9 protein-coding genes are annotated in these 14,526 nt (G+C 69.3%); 4 read left to right on the top strand and 5 right to left on the bottom strand.

Going from position 1 to position 14,526, the window contains the following annotated elements; genetic code table 11:
* Positions 1 to 97 precede the first annotated feature (97 nt).
* Positions 98 to 5,050 (bottom strand): NAD-glutamate dehydrogenase, encoded by a 4,953-nt coding sequence (locus tag ACIBJB_RS44425; protein WP_398939863.1) that lies wholly within the window; start codon positions 5,048 to 5,050, stop codon positions 98 to 100.
* 515 nt (positions 5,051 to 5,565) lie between these two features.
* On the opposite strand from ACIBJB_RS44425, the gene ACIBJB_RS44420 reads away from it, so the two are divergent.
* Positions 5,566 to 6,132 (top strand): DJ-1/PfpI family protein, encoded by a 567-nt coding sequence (locus ACIBJB_RS44420; protein ID WP_398939862.1) that lies wholly within the window; start codon positions 5,566 to 5,568, stop codon positions 6,130 to 6,132.
* Positions 6,133 to 6,180: 48 nt separating this feature from the next.
* Here the strand turns inward: ACIBJB_RS44420 and ACIBJB_RS44415 are convergent, their stop codons facing one another.
* Both ACIBJB_RS44415 and ACIBJB_RS44410 read right to left on the bottom strand, forming a co-directional pair.
* On the bottom strand, positions 6,181 to 6,846 hold the full coding sequence (locus tag ACIBJB_RS44415; RefSeq protein WP_398939861.1) for an HAD family hydrolase: 666 nt from the start codon (positions 6,844 to 6,846) through the stop codon (positions 6,181 to 6,183).
* 86 nt (positions 6,847 to 6,932) lie between these two features.
* Positions 6,933 to 7,448 carry a DUF6912 family protein gene (locus tag ACIBJB_RS44410; RefSeq protein WP_398939860.1) on the bottom strand — a complete coding sequence of 172 codons (516 nt, stop codon included), beginning with the start codon at positions 7,446 to 7,448 and terminating at the stop codon, positions 6,933 to 6,935.
* 306 nt (positions 7,449 to 7,754) lie between these two features.
* Between ACIBJB_RS44410 and ACIBJB_RS44405 the strand changes: the two genes are divergently transcribed.
* Positions 7,755 to 8,528: an Rv3235 family protein gene (locus tag ACIBJB_RS44405; protein ID WP_398939859.1), complete on the top strand. Its 774-nt coding sequence runs from the start codon at positions 7,755 to 7,757 to the stop codon at positions 8,526 to 8,528.
* A 133-nt stretch (positions 8,529 to 8,661) separates the two neighbouring features.
* Here the strand turns inward: ACIBJB_RS44405 and secA are convergent, their stop codons facing one another.
* On the bottom strand, positions 8,662 to 11,502 hold the full coding sequence (gene secA / locus ACIBJB_RS44400; RefSeq protein WP_398939858.1) for a preprotein translocase subunit SecA: 2,841 nt from the start codon (positions 11,500 to 11,502) through the stop codon (positions 8,662 to 8,664).
* Between the two features lie 271 nt (positions 11,503 to 11,773).
* Between secA and ACIBJB_RS44395 the strand changes: the two genes are divergently transcribed.
* Together ACIBJB_RS44395 and ACIBJB_RS44390 are read left to right on the top strand one after the other, a co-directional pair.
* Positions 11,774 to 12,346, top strand: coding sequence for a GNAT family N-acetyltransferase (locus ACIBJB_RS44395; RefSeq protein ID WP_398939857.1), 573 nt, complete (start codon positions 11,774 to 11,776; stop codon positions 12,344 to 12,346).
* Positions 12,347 to 12,396: 50 nt separating this feature from the next.
* Positions 12,397 to 13,581 carry a winged helix-turn-helix domain-containing protein gene (locus tag ACIBJB_RS44390; RefSeq protein ID WP_398939856.1) on the top strand — a complete coding sequence of 395 codons (1,185 nt, stop codon included), beginning with the start codon at positions 12,397 to 12,399 and terminating at the stop codon, positions 13,579 to 13,581.
* A gap of 12 nt (positions 13,582 to 13,593) precedes the next feature.
* Here ACIBJB_RS44390 and ACIBJB_RS44385 read toward each other — a convergent pair whose 3' ends face one another.
* Complete coding sequence (locus tag ACIBJB_RS44385; RefSeq protein WP_398939855.1) at positions 13,594 to 14,340, bottom strand: response regulator; 747 nt, start codon at positions 14,338 to 14,340, stop codon at positions 13,594 to 13,596.
* Positions 14,341 to 14,526: the final 186 nt, after the last annotated feature.

The raw sequence follows: 14,526 nt of genomic DNA, 5'->3' as shown, positions 1-14,526 counted from the left end.
GACCCACGGCTTTCGCTCATACGACGACGAGGGCGCCCGGAACTTCACGGTTCCGGGCGCCCTCGTCGTCGTATCACTGATGAATGCTGCCGCTCACTTATGAATGCTGCCGCAGCAGCGTCCGCATGGTGCGCATCGCCACCGACAGGTTGGCCAGGTCGAACGCTTCCGAGCCCTGGATCTCGTCCAGGGTGGTGCGCGCCCGGCTCAGGATCGGGGCGTTCTTCTCCTCCCAGGCCTTGAAGCGCTGCTCGGGGGTCGAGGTGCCGTTGCCGACGGCCAGGACGTCCGCGGTCAGCGCCGAGTGGGCCGCGTAGAGGTCCTCACGGATGGAGGCGCGGGCCATGGACTGCCAGCGATCGGCGCGGGGCAGCTCGATGATGCGGTCCATGAGCTGGGTGATGTGGAGGCGGTCGGCGAGGTCGTAGTACACCTCGGCGACGTCCATCGGGTCGCGGTCCATGCGGTCGGCCACCGAGACGATGTCCAGCGTCGGGAAGGCGGAGGAGAACCCGGCCACGCGCGTGGCGAGTTCGTCCGGAACGCCGGCGCCGGCCAGCTCGTCGTAGATCTTCTGGTACCACTCCAGGTCGGCGCCCCGCAGCAGCTTCGGCAGCTGCGACCACACCTGTTCGACGCGGTCGCCGAAGAACTCGACGGTCTCGGCGAGCTGGAGCGGCTGCGGCCGGTTGTTGAGCAGCCAGCGCGTGCCGCGCTCGACCAGTCGGCGCGAGTGCAGCCGGATCCGGGTCTGTACGGCGGCCTCGACCTGGTTGTCGAGGGCCTCGACCCCGTCCCACACCACGCCGGAGCGGAAGATGGCGCGGGCCACGGTCTGCGCCCGGACGATCTCCTCGAGCGAGGCGCCGGTCTCCTCGCGCAGGCGGTGCAGATAGGTCGTACCACCGGTGTTGACCGTGTCGTTGACCAGGACGGTCGTGGTGATCTCGCGGTGCAGCGGGTGGTTGTCGATGTGCTCGGGGAACTTCTCGCGCAGCGCGGTCGGGAAGTACGTGTGCAGCAGGCCGCGCAGATAGGGGTCGTCCGGCAGCGAGGTGTGCAGCAGCTCCTCGGCGACCGTGATCTTCGTGTACGCCAGCAGGACGGCCGTCTCCGGGCTGGTCAGGCCCTGTGCGGCGCCGAGGCGTTCGCGGATCTGGCGGTCGGTGGGCAGGAACTCCAGGGCCCGGTCGAGGTGGCCCTCGCGCACCAGGTGGCGCATGAAGCGCTGCTGGGCGTGGAGCATGTCCTTGGACTGGGCGAGCGCGTTGGCGATGGCGGTGTTCTGCGCGTAGTTGTTGCGCAGGACCAGGCGGCCGACCTCGTCCGTCATCTCGGCGAGCAGCTTGTTGCGCTGCTTGACCGTCATGTCGCCCTCGGCGACCAGGCCGTTGAGGAGGATCTTGATGTTCACCTCGTGGTCGGAGGTGTCCACACCGGCGCTGTTGTCGATGGCATCGGTGTTGATCTTCCCGCCGTGCAGCGCGAACTCGATCCGGCCGAGCTGGGTCAGTCCCAGGTTTCCGCCCTCGCCGACGACCCGCACCCGCAGGTCGGCGCCGTCGACGCGGATCGGGTCGTTGGCCTTGTCGCCGACGTCCGCGTGGGTCTCGGTGGAGGCCTTCACGTAAGTGCCGATGCCGCCGTTCCACAGCAGGTCCACCGGCGCCTTGAGGATCGCCTTCATCAGATCGGCCGGGGTCATCTTGGCGACCTTGCCCTCGATGCCGAGGGCCTCGCGGATGTGAGCGTTGACCGGGATGGACTTGGCGGTGCGGGGGAAGATGCCGCCGCCCGCCGAGATCAGCTCGGTGGTGTAGTCGGCCCAGCTGGAGCGCGGGAGCTCGAAGATACGGCGACGCTCGGCGTAGGAGGTGGCCGCGTCGGGCTTCGGGTCGATGAAGATGTGCCGGTGGTCGAAGGCGGCGACCAGGCGGATGTGCTCGGAGAGCAGCATGCCGTTGCCGAACACGTCACCGGACATGTCGCCGATGCCGACGACCGTGAAGTCCTCGGCCTGTGTATTGACGCCCAGCTCCCGGAAGTGCCGCTTGACGGACTCCCAGGCACCGCGGGCGGTGATGCCCATGCCCTTGTGGTCGTAGCCGGCCGAGCCGCCGGACGCGAAGGCGTCGCCGAGCCAGAAGTTGTACTGCTCGGCCACCCCGTTGGCGATGTCCGAGAAGGTCGCGGTGCCCTTGTCGGCGGCGACGACCAGGTAGGTGTCGTCCTCGTCGTGCCGTACGACGTCGGCGGGCGGGACGACTTCACCGGCCACCATGTTGTCGGTGATGTCGAGCAGCGCCGAGATGAACGTCTTGTAGCTGGCGATGCCCTCGGCCAGCCATGCGTCCCGGTCGACGGCCGGGTCGGGCAGCTGCTTGGCGACGAAGCCGCCCTTGGCGCCGACCGGCACGATGACGGTGTTCTTCACCATCTGCGCCTTGACCAGGCCGAGGATCTCGGTGCGGAAGTCCTCACGCCGGTCGGACCAGCGCAGACCGCCGCGCGCGACCTTGCCGAAGCGCAGGTGCACGCCTTCGACGCGCGGCGAGTAGACCCAGATCTCGAACGCCGGGCGCGGGGCCGGGAGGTCGGGGATGGCCTGCGGGTCGAACTTCATGGAGACGTAGCCGTGCGGCTTGCCGCCCGCGGCCTCCTGGAAGAAGTTGGTGCGCAGGGTCGCCTTGATGACGGTCAGGAAGGAGCGGAGAATCCTGTCCTCGTCCAGCGAGGCCACCTGGTCGAGGGCCGCGTCGAGCTCCTCGAGGAGGGCGTCCACGAGTTCGTGCCCTGCGCGCTGGCGGTCCGGCGACATCCGGGCCTCGAACAGGGAGACGAGCAGCCGGGTGGTGTGCACGTTGTTGCGGAGGGTGTCCTCCATGTAGTCCTGGCTGAACGTCGAGCCCGCCTGGCGCAGGTACTTGGCGTACGCCCGCAGCACCATCGCCTGCCGCCAGCCCAGGCCGGCGCTCAGCACCAGGGCGTTGAAGCCGTCGTTCTCCGCCTTGCCGGTCCAGGTGGCGGCGAAGGCCTCCTGGAAGCGCTCGCGGCCGTCGTCGCCGAGATAATCGCCGCCGCCGTTCTGCGACTTGGGCATGCGCAGGCCGAAGTCGTAGATCCAGGCGATGCTGCGGTCGGAGCAGCGCAGTTCGTAGGGCCGCTCGTCCGTCACCTCGACGCCGAGCCGGCTGAGGACCGGCAGCACGGCGGACAGGGAGATGGCGTCGCCCTTGCGGTAGATCTTGAAGCGGCGCTCCTCGGGGGCGGCGCCCACCGGCTCGTAGAGGCTGAGCGCGAAGTCGTTCTCCTCGCCGAGCCGCTCCAGGTGGATGAGGTCGGCGACCGCGGAGCGCGGAGTGTGGTCGGCCTTGTAGCCCTCCGGGAAGGCGCTGCCGTAGCGGCGCGACAGCTCGGCGGCGCGCTCCTCGCCGAGCTCGGCGTTGAGTGCCTCCGCGAAGCCGTCGGCCCAGGAGCGGGCGGCCTCGACCAGGCGGGCCTCGATGCGCTCCTTGTCGCTGTCGCTGAGCTGCTGCAGCTCGGTGCCCTGCGGAACGCGGACCACGAAGTGCAACCGGGACAGGATCGACTCGGTGTTCCAGGCGGTGAAGTCGACGCTGATGCCGCCGAGTTCCTCCTTCAGGATGTCGATGATCCTGAGGCGGACGCCGGTGGTGTAGCGGTCACGGGGCAGGTAGACGAGGGCCGAGTAGTAGCGGCCGTACTCGTCCTGGCGCAGATAGAGGCGCAGCCGCCGCCGCTCCTGGAGGTACAGGACGGAGGTGGCGATGGACTCCAGCTCGTCGGCCGGGGTCTGGAAGAGCTCGTCGCGCGGGTAGGTCTCCAGGATCTGGAGCAGGTCGCGGCCGTCGTGGCTGTTGGGCGAGAAACCGGCCCTTTCGAGCACTTCGTCCACCTTGCGCCGAATGACCGGAACCCGGCGCACCGATTCGGTGTAGGCGGCGGAGGAGAACAGTCCGAGGAAGCGCCGCTCGCCGACGACATTGCCGTCTGCGTCGAACTTCTTGACACCGATGTAGTCGAGATACGACGGCCTGTGCACCGTCGCCCGGCTGTTGGCCTTGGTCAGCACGAGCAGCTTGTGCTCGCGGGCCTTCGCGCGGGCGTCGGCGGGCAGCCGCTCGAAGGACGGGCTGACCGGGTGGCCCTCCTCGCCGGCGTGCTGCGGGTCGGAGCGCAGGATGCCGAGGCCGGTGCCGGGGACTGCCGCGAGGGAGTCGTCCTCCCTGAGCTGATACTCCCGGTAGCCGAGGAAGGTGAAGTGGTCGGCGGCCAGCCAGCGCAGCAGCTCGCGGGCCTCGTCGATCTCCATGCCGCGCAGATCGGTGGCGACGGGCTCGGCGGGCAGTTCGTCGGCCATGCGCAGGGCCGTGTCCCGCATCTTCTCCCAGTCCTCGACGGCCTCCCGGACGTCGGACAGGACGCGCAGCAGGTCGGCGGTGATCTGCTTCAGGTCACCGCGGTCGGTCTCGCGGTCGATCTCGACGTGGATCCAGGACTCGATGTGCGCGTCGTGCGGGAGGTCGGCGGCGGAGGGCGGAGCGGTGAGGACCTCGATCAGCTTGCCGGTGAGGTCGCGGCGGACGACGACCTGGGGGTGGATGACGACATGGATGCCGCGCCCCTGCCGGGTCAGCTCATTGGTGACGGAGTCGACGAGGAAGGGCATGTCGTCGGTGACGACCTCGACGACCGTGTGGGTGCAGGTCCATCCGTTCTCCTCCACCGTGGGCGTGTGCACCCGCACGTTGGCCGTGCCCTGCGGGCGCGTCTCGCCCAGCCGGAAGTGGGAGAGAGCGGCTCCGTAGATGTCGACCGGGTCGCGGTCGGTGAGGTCTTCAGGGGCCGTGTGCAGGTAGTAGCGCTGGAGGAACGCGAGGACGGTCTCGCTGTCCGGGGTGTCCGGGGTGCGGGGGGTGTCGTCGTCCGTCGTCCCAGTCGGTAGGTGCCCCCCGGCCGGGCTGTTCTCAGCTACCCGTGCGGCCCTCTCGAGCAGCTCGGCCTTGGCTTCGTCCAGCTTGGTCTGCATTGTCCTCTGACTCCTGTCGCGCGCCGTTGCGTGACGTAGAAGGAAGTACGGTCTCTTCCCCTGCGGCTCGACGCCACGGCCCGGGGTCTCCGGTCTGCTCAGACGCTATGCCGCAAGGTGAGATGAGCGGGGGTATATCAGCCATTCTCGACACGCCCGCCAGGTGTGACGCTGCTCTCTGCCGCGCCGGTGACGAGGGTGTACTCGGCGTCATGAGGGCCCTGACGGCCCCGTCCCGCCCGCGAGGACCAGCGACCGCCGCCCGGCCACGGAGGTGTTCCGTGCGCACCGGGCGCAGGGCGGGGGCCACAGTGCCCCCGCGAACTATCGCGCTGATCACGCCACCCAGGCTATCGCTCCTTACAGGGGGGTCGTCATGAGCCGTATGTGTACAAAACCGGGGGTGGAACTTTGACACTCTGCACAGTGCCCACGTCGCATCCAGGCCATGACCTTCTTCCCTCCCCTTCGCACACCCTCTTGGCAAGCACGGCTCCGCGGTGCACGTTGCCGACATGACCGTAAAAATCCTCATCGTCACCGGCGACGCAGCAGAGTCGCTGGAGGTCCTGTACCCCTACCAGCGCCTCCGTGAGGAGGGCTACGAGGTCCACATCGCGGCCCCCGCCCGCAAGAAGCTCCGCTTCGTCGTCCACGACTTCGAACCCGGCTTCGACACCTACACCGAGAAGCCCGGCTACACCTGGCCCGCCGACCTGGCCTTCGCCGAGGTCGACGCCGGTCAGTACGCCGCCCTCGTCATCCCCGGCGGCCGCGCCCCCGAGTACCTGCGCAACGATCCCGAGCTCCGCAAGATCCTCAAGTCGTTCTTCGACGCGGACAAGCCGGTCGCCCAGATCTGCCACGGCCCCCTGCTCACCGCCGCGATCGACGGCCTCCGCGGCCGCCGCGTCACGGCCTATCCGGCCCTGGAACCCGACATGCAGTCCGCCGGCGCCGCTTTCCAGGACGCCGAGGTGGTGGTCGACGGCACCCTGGTCTCCTCCCGCGCCTGGCCGGACCATTCGGCCTGGATGCGTGAGTTCCTGGAGGTGCTCAGGGCGAAGGCACCGGTGACCTGACCGACGGGGTACCGCATGCCATCGCGGTCGCGGAACTGGCGCGAACCGTCATGCCGCTATTCGCTCGGCCTCCGCAACCGCCTCCGCCAGGGTGTCCACCACCGGCACCCCCGCCACCTCGAGACTGGCCCGGCTGTGCGACCCCCCGGTGTAGAGCACGGCCCGAGCCCCCACCCGCATTGCCGCCACCGCGTCGTCCGCGGCGTCCCCGATCACCACGGTCCGGGCCGCCTCGACCCCCACCAGTGCGGAGAGATGCCGCTCCATGTGCTCCGCCTTGCTCCCCCCGGACGGCCCGGTCCGCCCGTCCACCCGCAGGAAGTGCGCCTCGATCCCGAACCCCCGCACCAGCGGCAGCAGCTCGTCATGCACGTACATGCTGAGGAGCGACTGACTGTGCCCGGCCGACCGCCATCCCGCGAGCAGCTCCACCGCCCCGTCGGTGAGCCCGCACCCCACCCGGTGCTCGGCGTAGTACCGGTGGAAGGTCTCGTCCATGACCTCCCACTCCGCGTCGGTGGGCAGCCGGCCGAGCAGCCGCTCGTAGAACTTCGGCACCGGCACGCAGTACAGCGCCCGGTACTGCTCCATCGTGATCGGCGCGAGCCCGAGTTCGCCGAACGCCGCGTTCGTCGCTCCGATGATCGCGTCGTTGTCGTGGAACAGCGTGCCGTTCCAGTCCCAGACGATGTGCGCCCCTGTCAGCTTCCCCATGCCAAAAACGTACCCGCCCCCACTGACAATCAAGAGACCAGCAGGTCAAAGAGGGTAAAGCGGCGGCCCGGCAGGACGGATCGCGCTCAGCCGCCCAGTCCCACCAGATTCGGGATCTCCTGCGTCGCGTACCACAGCAGTTCGTGGTCCTCGGCCCCGTCCACGACGAACTGCGCGTCGTCGTCCCCGGCGTCGGCCGCCTCCAGCGCGTCGGCGGCGGCGGTGACGTCCTCCTCCGCGTCGTCCGAGTCGACGTGCACCGCGGCCGCCTTGGCGAGCCTCACCGTCCCGGCCACCCGCACCTCACCGAGCGCCGAGGGGTCCAGCGCCCGGTCGGGATCGGCGACCGCTGCCCCGTCGGCCACGTCGACGGCCACCACGACCCGGCGCCGCGCGGCCCCGGGGTCCACCGCGAGCAACCGCAGCGAGGCCAGCGCGGCCCGGTTCAGTGCCGCGTACTCCAGCTCCTCGATGTCGTCGGAGAGGTACCACTCGCGCAGGGCGGGCGTGACGGCGTAGGCGAGGAGCGGTCCGGCCCCCAGCTCACCCGTCTTGTACGCCTCGGCGAGACCGGAGAGGGTCAGGGGGACGTAGACGCGCATGGCTGGCCGCTTTCGTGGTCGGAGAACATGATCGGAAGGGCTCCGCGAAGGCCTTCAGGATACGTGCGGGCGTCCCCTTTCGAGTCCCTGCCCACGCCTCGGCGGGCGTCCACCCCGGGCCCGGAATTCACCCGCCCCATCCCCGGGGTCACGGGGTTCCGCCCTCTCCGGCCACCCTGATAGGTGAACATTCCGGCGACCCGACGCGGCCCGTCGCTTCCTTGCCGCCGTGGTCCACGGCCCCGTACAAGATCTCCAACGAAAGTTACCGCCCGGTACTTCCCGGGCTCGCAGAACGGGGATCCCATGAACAAGGTCATGACCAGGGCTCAGCACCACCCCGGCACCCGCCCGCCGGCTCGCCGCGACTCCCGCCGCCCGAGCGGCACGCCACCCCGCACTCCCGGCGGCAGCGCGCCGCGCACCGCCCCGGGCGACGGCCGCCCACCGGGTTCCCCCGGCAGCGGCCCGCGCGCCCGCACGGGCCCCGCGGACACCCGCCCGCACGGCACCCCGGGTCCGAACGGCACGACCACCGGAACTCCGCGTCGCAGCACCACGTCAGGCCCCGGGACAGCCGGAACCACCGCCGACACAAGCATTACGGCCGGCTCCGCGCCCACCACCGTCGTCGCAGCAGCACTCGCCGACGGACGCACCGCAGGCCCCGCCACAGGAACCCGGACCCGTCCCGCCCCCGTCGTCCCGTCCCAGGCCCCGCGCCGCCCGCTGGTCCCCCAGCCCCGCCCCACCGACCTCTTCGCAGATCTCCTCCTCGCGGTATTGAGCGGTCAGCGCCCGGTCCACTCGATGCTCCGGCACACCGCGGGCCGCGCCTACGACGAACTGGCCTGGCTCGCCGAACGCGGCCCCCTGCGCACCCGCGGCGCCCGCCCCGTCGTCCGGGACATCGGCTACTACGTCCCCCGACCGGGCGCCGTGGAGGCCTTCGCCCGGATCGGTGCCGGCGACCAGCTGCGCGCCATGGCCTTCCGCCTGGAACAGGGCCAGGACCTCCGCTGGCGCTGCACGGCGGTCGAACTGGGCGGCTCCCGGGCTCCCCGTCCGGACGACGACTGACAGGCCCGCAGAAGTCCGCCGGCCCGTCCCACGCCGAAGGGCCGGCCACCCCGAGGTGACCGGCCCTTCCTACGTCACGGCGCCACCGGCACCGTCCCATCGATCGGCTACGGCGCCTGTCGCGCCGTAGCCACTACTTCTTGCGCCGCCCCCGACCACGGGACTGCTTGCGCCGCTCCGCGCGCGTGAGGCCGTCCGCCTCGGAGCGCACGGGCTCGTCGTCGTCGGAGAACTCGCCCTCGATGACACCGCCCTCGCCGTCCACGGTCGGCGCGGAGAAGTGCAGGTCCCTGCGCTGCGGGGCGTCGAGCCCCTTCGCGCGGATCTCGGGACGCGAGCCGGCCTGCGCCGGAACCGCGTCCTGCTTGGCGAGGGACGGCTTCTCGTCCTCCACCGGGACCTCCTCGACCTGCTGCTCGACCTGGACCTCCAGGTTGAACAGGTAGCCGACGGACTCCTCCTTGATGCCCTCCATCATGGCGGTGAACATGTCGAAGCCCTCGCGCTGGTACTCGACCAGCGGGTCCTTCTGCGCCATCGCGCGCAGGCCGATGCCCTCCTGGAGGTAGTCCATCTCGTAGAGGTGCTCGCGCCACTTGCGGTCCAGGACCGACAGCACGACCCGGCGCTCCAGCTCACGCATGATCTCGGAGCCGAGCTGCGCCTCACGCGCCTCGTACTGCTCGTGGATGTCGTCCTTGATCGACTCGGAGATGTACTCGGCGGTCAGGCCCGCGCGGTCGCCCGCCGCCTCCTCCAGCTCCTCGACGGTGATCTTCACCGGGTAAAGCTGCTTGAACGCGCCCCACAGCCGGTCGAGGTCCCAGTCCTCCGCGAAGCCCTCGGCGGTCTCCGCCGCGATGTACGCGTCGATCGTGTCGTCCATGAAGTGCACGACCTGCTCCTGCAGGTCCTCGCCCTCCAGGACGCGGCGCCGCTCGCCGTAGATGACCTCGCGCTGGCGGTTGAGGACCTCGTCGTACTTCAGGACGTTCTTACGGGTCTCGAAGTTCTGCTGCTCTACCTGCGACTGCGCGGACGCGATCGCGCGCGTGACCATCTTGTTCTCGATCGGGACGTCGTCCGGGACGTTCGCCATCGACATCACGCGCTCGACCATCTGGGCCTTGAACAGCCGCATCAGGTCGTCGCCCAGGGAGAGGTAGAAGCGGGACTCGCCGGGGTCGCCCTGTCGGCCGGAACGACCGCGCAACTGGTTGTCGATACGGCGCGACTCGTGCCGCTCGGTACCGAGGACGTAGAGCCCGCCGAGCTCCTTGACCTCCTCGAACTCCGCCTTGACGGCCTGCTCGGCCTTCTCCAGGGCGGCGGGCAGGGCCGCGGCCCACTCCTCGATGTGCTCCTCGGGGTCGAGGCCACGCTGGCGCAGCTCCGCCTCCGCGAGGTCCTCGGGGTTGCCGCCGAGCTTGATGTCGGTACCACGGCCGGCCATGTTGGTGGCGACGGTGACGGCGCCCTTGCGGCCGGCCTGGGCGACGATCGTCGCCTCACGGTCGTGCTGCTTGGCGTTCAGCACTTCGTGCTGGACGCCGCGCTTGCTGAGCTGCTGGGAGAGGTACTCGGACTTCTCGACCGACGTCGTACCGACGAGGATCGGCTGGCCCTTCTCGTGCTTCTCGACGATGTCGTCGACGACCGCCTCGAACTTCGCGACCTCGGTGCGGTAGATCAGGTCCGACTGGTCCTTGCGGACCATCGGCCGGTTGGTCGGGATCGGGACGACGCCGAGCTTGTAGATCTGGTGGAACTCGGCGGCCTCGGTCATCGCCGTACCGGTCATGCCGCAGAGGCCCGGCTGTTCCTTGCCGTTGTGGTCGTGGCGCTTGTAGAGGCGGAAGAAGTTCTGGAGGGTGATCGTGGCAAGGGTCTGGTTCTCGTCCTTGATGTCCACCCCTTCCTTCGCCTCGATCGCCTGGTGCATCCCCTCGTTGTAACGGCGGCCGGCGAGGATACGGCCGGTGTGCTCGTCGACGATCATGACTTCGCCGTCCATGACGACGTAGTCCTTGTCCTTCTTGAAGAGCTCCTTCGCCTTGATGGCGTTGTTCAGGTAGCCCACCAGAGGGGTGTTGACCGACTCGTAGAGGTTGTCGATGCCCAGCCAGTCCTCGACCTTGCTGACACCGGACTCGTGGATGGCGACCGTGCGCTTCTTCTCGTCGACCTCGTAGTCGCCGGTCTCCTCGATGCCCTTGAGCGGGTTTCCGGCCTCGCCCTTCTTCAGGCGGGTGACCAGCTTGGCGAAGTCGCCGTACCACTTGGTGGCCTGGTCGGCCGGACCGGAGATGATCAGCGGCGTACGGGCCTCGTCGACGAGGATGGAGTCGACCTCGTCGACGATGGCGAAGTTGTGGCCGCGCTGGACGAGTTCGTCCTGGGACCACGCCATGTTGTCGCGCAGGTAGTCGAAGCCGAACTCGTTGTTCGTGCCGTACGTGATGTCGCACGCGTACTGCTCGCGGCGCTGGGCCGGCGTCATGTTGGCGAGGATGCAGCCGACGCTCAGGCCGAGGAACTTGTGGACGCGGCCCATCATCTCGGAGTCGCGCTCGGCCAGATAGTCGTTGACCGTGATCAGGTGCACGCCCTTGCCGGACAGCGCGTTCAGATACGCCGGCAGCGTACCGACGAGGGTCTTGCCCTCACCGGTCTTCATCTCGGCCACATAGCCGAGGTGGAGGGCGGCGCCGCCCATGATCTGCACGTCGTAGTGGCGCTGGCCCAGCGCGCGCTTGGCGGCCTCGCGCACGGTGGCGAACGCCTCGGGGAGCAGGTCGTCCAGGCTCTCACCGTCGGCGTACCGCTGCTTGTACTCCTCGGTGAGGGCCCGCAGCTCGGCGTCGGAGAGGTCGATGAAGTCCTCTTCGATGGAGTTGACCTGGTCCGCGATGCGGTGCAGCTTGCGCAGGATCTTGCCTTCGCCTGCACGCATGATCTTCGAGAGGACGGACACGGGGGTTGGTCTCCTTGCCGGTCGGGCCTGGGACGGTCGGTTTCCATTTGACTTACTGAGCAACGGCCATCGTATGCGAGGACCCCGCCGCGTCGGGAGGCCTGCCGGGGAGGCCGACTGTCAGCTCCTTCAAATCTGTTTCAAAGGGAACAACGGGCGGGGAACTCCGATGGTGCCGCCCCCCGCCCACGAATTGCGCGAATTGTGATCGCGTGCTCACTCACAGCGAAACCAGTGGCGTCTTCACCGAACACCTGAGCAGAATCGGCTGATGGAACCCGTCATCCTGACCACGGCCCGTCTCCTGCTGCGCACACCCACCCCGCGGGACACCGAGACCGTCCTCGCGGCCGTGCAGGACCCCGACATCCTGCGCTGGACCACGATCCCCTCGCCGTACCTGCCCGAGCACGCCCAGGGTTTCACGGAGCAGCTGGTCCCAGAGGGCTGGGCGAACGACACGATGGCCACCTGGGGCCTCTTCCTTCCCCAAGGAGAGGAGCTGGTGGGCATGCTCGGCCTCACCAAACGCTCCGCGGGCACGGCCGAGATCGGTTACTGGAGCACCAAGGAACAGCGCGGCAACGGCTACGTCACGGAGGCCGTCGAGGCCGCCGCCCGCTGGGCCTTCGGCGAGTGGTCGATCGACCGCGTCGAATGGCGGGCGGAGGTCGGCAACCACGCCTCGCGCGCGGTGGCGGAGCGCGCCGGCTTCACCATCGAGGGCGTCCTGCGTTCCTCGCTCGTCCACCAGGGCGTACGCCGGGACTGCTGGGTGGGCGCGTTGCTGCCCTCGGACCTGGGCCTGCCGTCGACGGCGCAGTACCTTCCCGCCTCTGAGTAGATCCGCAGGTCACCTCGCACTGTCAGTGCCGGGCCCTATCGTTCGGACCCATGACGACCCCGCCTCCCACCACCGACCTCTCGGCCGACGAGGCCCGCCGCATCGTGCTGCGCGCCCAGGGCTTCCTCGGCACCCCCGACCGCCGGGCCGGAGTCCGCGGCGTCCTCCGTCACCTCGGGGCGGTCCAACTCGACACCATCTCGGTCCTCGCCCGCTCCCACGAGCTGATCCCGTACGCCCGTCTCGGTGCGGTGGGCCGCAAGAAGGTGGAGAGCGCCTACTGGACCGACACGCATGCTTTTGAGTACTGGTCGCACGCGGCGTGCATCCTCCCCATCGAGGAATGGCCCCACTTCGCCTTCCGCCGCCGCGCCTACCGCAGCCGCCCGCACTGGAACCACCAGCTCCCGGACGGCACCTACGACCAGGTCATCAAGCAGCTCCGCACCGAAGGCCCCCTCACCGCCACGGAGTTGGGCGGTGCGAAGAAGACCAGCGAGTGGTGGGACTGGTCGGGGACCAAGGTCGCCGTCGAGCGCGCCCTGATGTACGGCGAGGTGGTCTGCGTGGAGCGCCGTGGCTGGAAGCGTGTGTACGACCTCGCCGAGCGCGCCGTCCCCGCCGACCTGCTCCACGACGAGCTGGACGACGCCGAGTGCCTGCGCCGCCTGGTCCGACTCGCCGGCCAGTCCCTGGGGGTCGGCACCCGCGCGGACATCGCCGACTACCACCGCCTCAAGGGCGAACAGGTCGACGCGGTGATCGCCGACTCCGGCCTGGTCCCGGTCACGGTCGAGGGCTGGGGCAAGCCCGCCTGGGCCGACCCCGCGGCCCTGGAGACACCCCCGCGCGGCCGCCACCGCACCACCCTGCTGTCCCCGTTCGACTCCCTGATCTGGGAACGCGCGCGCACTGAGCGGATCTTCGGCTTCACCCACCGGCTGGAGGCCTACGTCCCCAAGCCCAAGCGGGTCTACGGCTATTTCGCGATGCCAGTGCTGGCCGGTGGGCGTCTCGTGGGCCGCGTGGACCCGGCCCGGGAGGGGAGCACGCTGGTGGCCAGGCAGGTCACTCTGGACGGTCCGAAGGCGGTCCCGGCCGTGGCTCAGGCCCTGGTCGAGGCGGCGAGCTGGGTGGACTGCACGGACATTCGGGTCGAGCGGGTGGACGCGCCGGACCTGCGCGAGCCCCTCGCCAAGGAGGTCACCGGAGCGCTGACGACGGCCCTGCGCTGACCAGGAGCCGCATCAGCGGATCTCGAGGATCTTCTCCCGCATCGCGTAGACCACCGCTTCCATCCTGGAGTGCAGCTGCAGCTTCTCCAGGATGTTGCGCACATGGTTCTTCACGGTGTTCTCGGAGATGAACAACTCCTTCGCGATATCGCGGTTGTTCATCCCGGTGGCAACGAGCTTGAGGACTTCCAGCTCACGGTCGGTCAGCCGCGGGGCGGGCACGAGGCGTCGCTCGTCCGTCCGCTGGATCATCGACTTGAACTCGGTGAGCAGCTTCGACGCCATGGAAGGGCTGATCTGCGACTGTCCGTCGGCCACCGCGCGAATGGCGGTCGCCACCTCGTCGGTGGAGATCTCCTTGAGGAGATAGCCGGTCGCGCCGGCCTTGATCGCGTCGTAGAGGTCGGCTTCCTCGTCGCTGATCGTCAACATGATGATCTTGGCGCTGGGTGCCACTTCCTTGATGGAGGTGCACGCCTCGATCCCGCCCCGCTTGGGCATCCGCACGTCCATCAGAACGATGTCCGGCAGCAGGTCGGCGGCCTTGTCGACGGCCTCCGCGCCGTCGCCCGCCTCCCCCACGACCTGGATGTCCTCCTCGGCCGCGAGCACGATCTCCAGTCCGCGCCGGAAGAGTGCATGGTCGTCCACGACGAGAACCCGGATCGGCTCCTTGCGTGGAGAGCCCGCGTCCGTGCCCGTGCTGACGACACCGTCGCCGGCGTCCTCGCCGTGCAGCGGTCCGAAGCTGTCCGCCATCGTTCCTCCCCCTGAAGGCTGTGGCTTGTCCTGTGCCATCGCCAACCCAAGGCAACGACCCACCGGTTGGGCCGGTGTGGCCATGATTTCATGCCCGGACGACAGTGAGATGACAGAGCGGTACGCGAAAGGGTCGCACGCGGGTGCCCCTGGGGGCGCACAAGCGCTCCAGGGGCACCGGCTCAG

Source organism: Streptomyces sp. NPDC050759 (assembly GCF_044456945.1).
Taxonomy (GTDB): domain Bacteria; phylum Actinomycetota; class Actinomycetes; order Streptomycetales; family Streptomycetaceae; genus Streptomyces.
Note: the sequence above shows the minus strand (reverse complement) of the source record. Positions and strands in the feature narration are given on the sequence as shown.

What these genes read in the sequence shown, in the direction of transcription:
- ACIBJB_RS44425 (WP_398939863.1), bottom strand. Translation starts at nt 5,050, where the DNA reads ATGCAGACCAAGCTGGACGAAGCCAAGGCCGAGCTGCTCGAGAGGGCC.
- ACIBJB_RS44420 (WP_398939862.1), top strand. Translation starts at nt 5,566, where the DNA reads ATGACCGTAAAAATCCTCATCGTCACCGGCGACGCAGCAGAGTCGCTG.
- ACIBJB_RS44415 (WP_398939861.1), bottom strand. Translation starts at nt 6,846, where the DNA reads ATGGGGAAGCTGACAGGGGCGCACATCGTCTGGGACTGGAACGGCACG.
- ACIBJB_RS44410 (WP_398939860.1), bottom strand. Translation starts at nt 7,448, where the DNA reads ATGCGCGTCTACGTCCCCCTGACCCTCTCCGGTCTCGCCGAGGCGTAC.
- ACIBJB_RS44405 (WP_398939859.1), top strand. Translation starts at nt 7,755, where the DNA reads ATGAACAAGGTCATGACCAGGGCTCAGCACCACCCCGGCACCCGCCCG.
- ACIBJB_RS44395 (WP_398939857.1), top strand. Translation starts at nt 11,774, where the DNA reads ATGGAACCCGTCATCCTGACCACGGCCCGTCTCCTGCTGCGCACACCC.
- ACIBJB_RS44390 (WP_398939856.1), top strand. Translation starts at nt 12,397, where the DNA reads ATGACGACCCCGCCTCCCACCACCGACCTCTCGGCCGACGAGGCCCGC.
- ACIBJB_RS44385 (WP_398939855.1), bottom strand. Translation starts at nt 14,340, where the DNA reads ATGGCGGACAGCTTCGGACCGCTGCACGGCGAGGACGCCGGCGACGGT.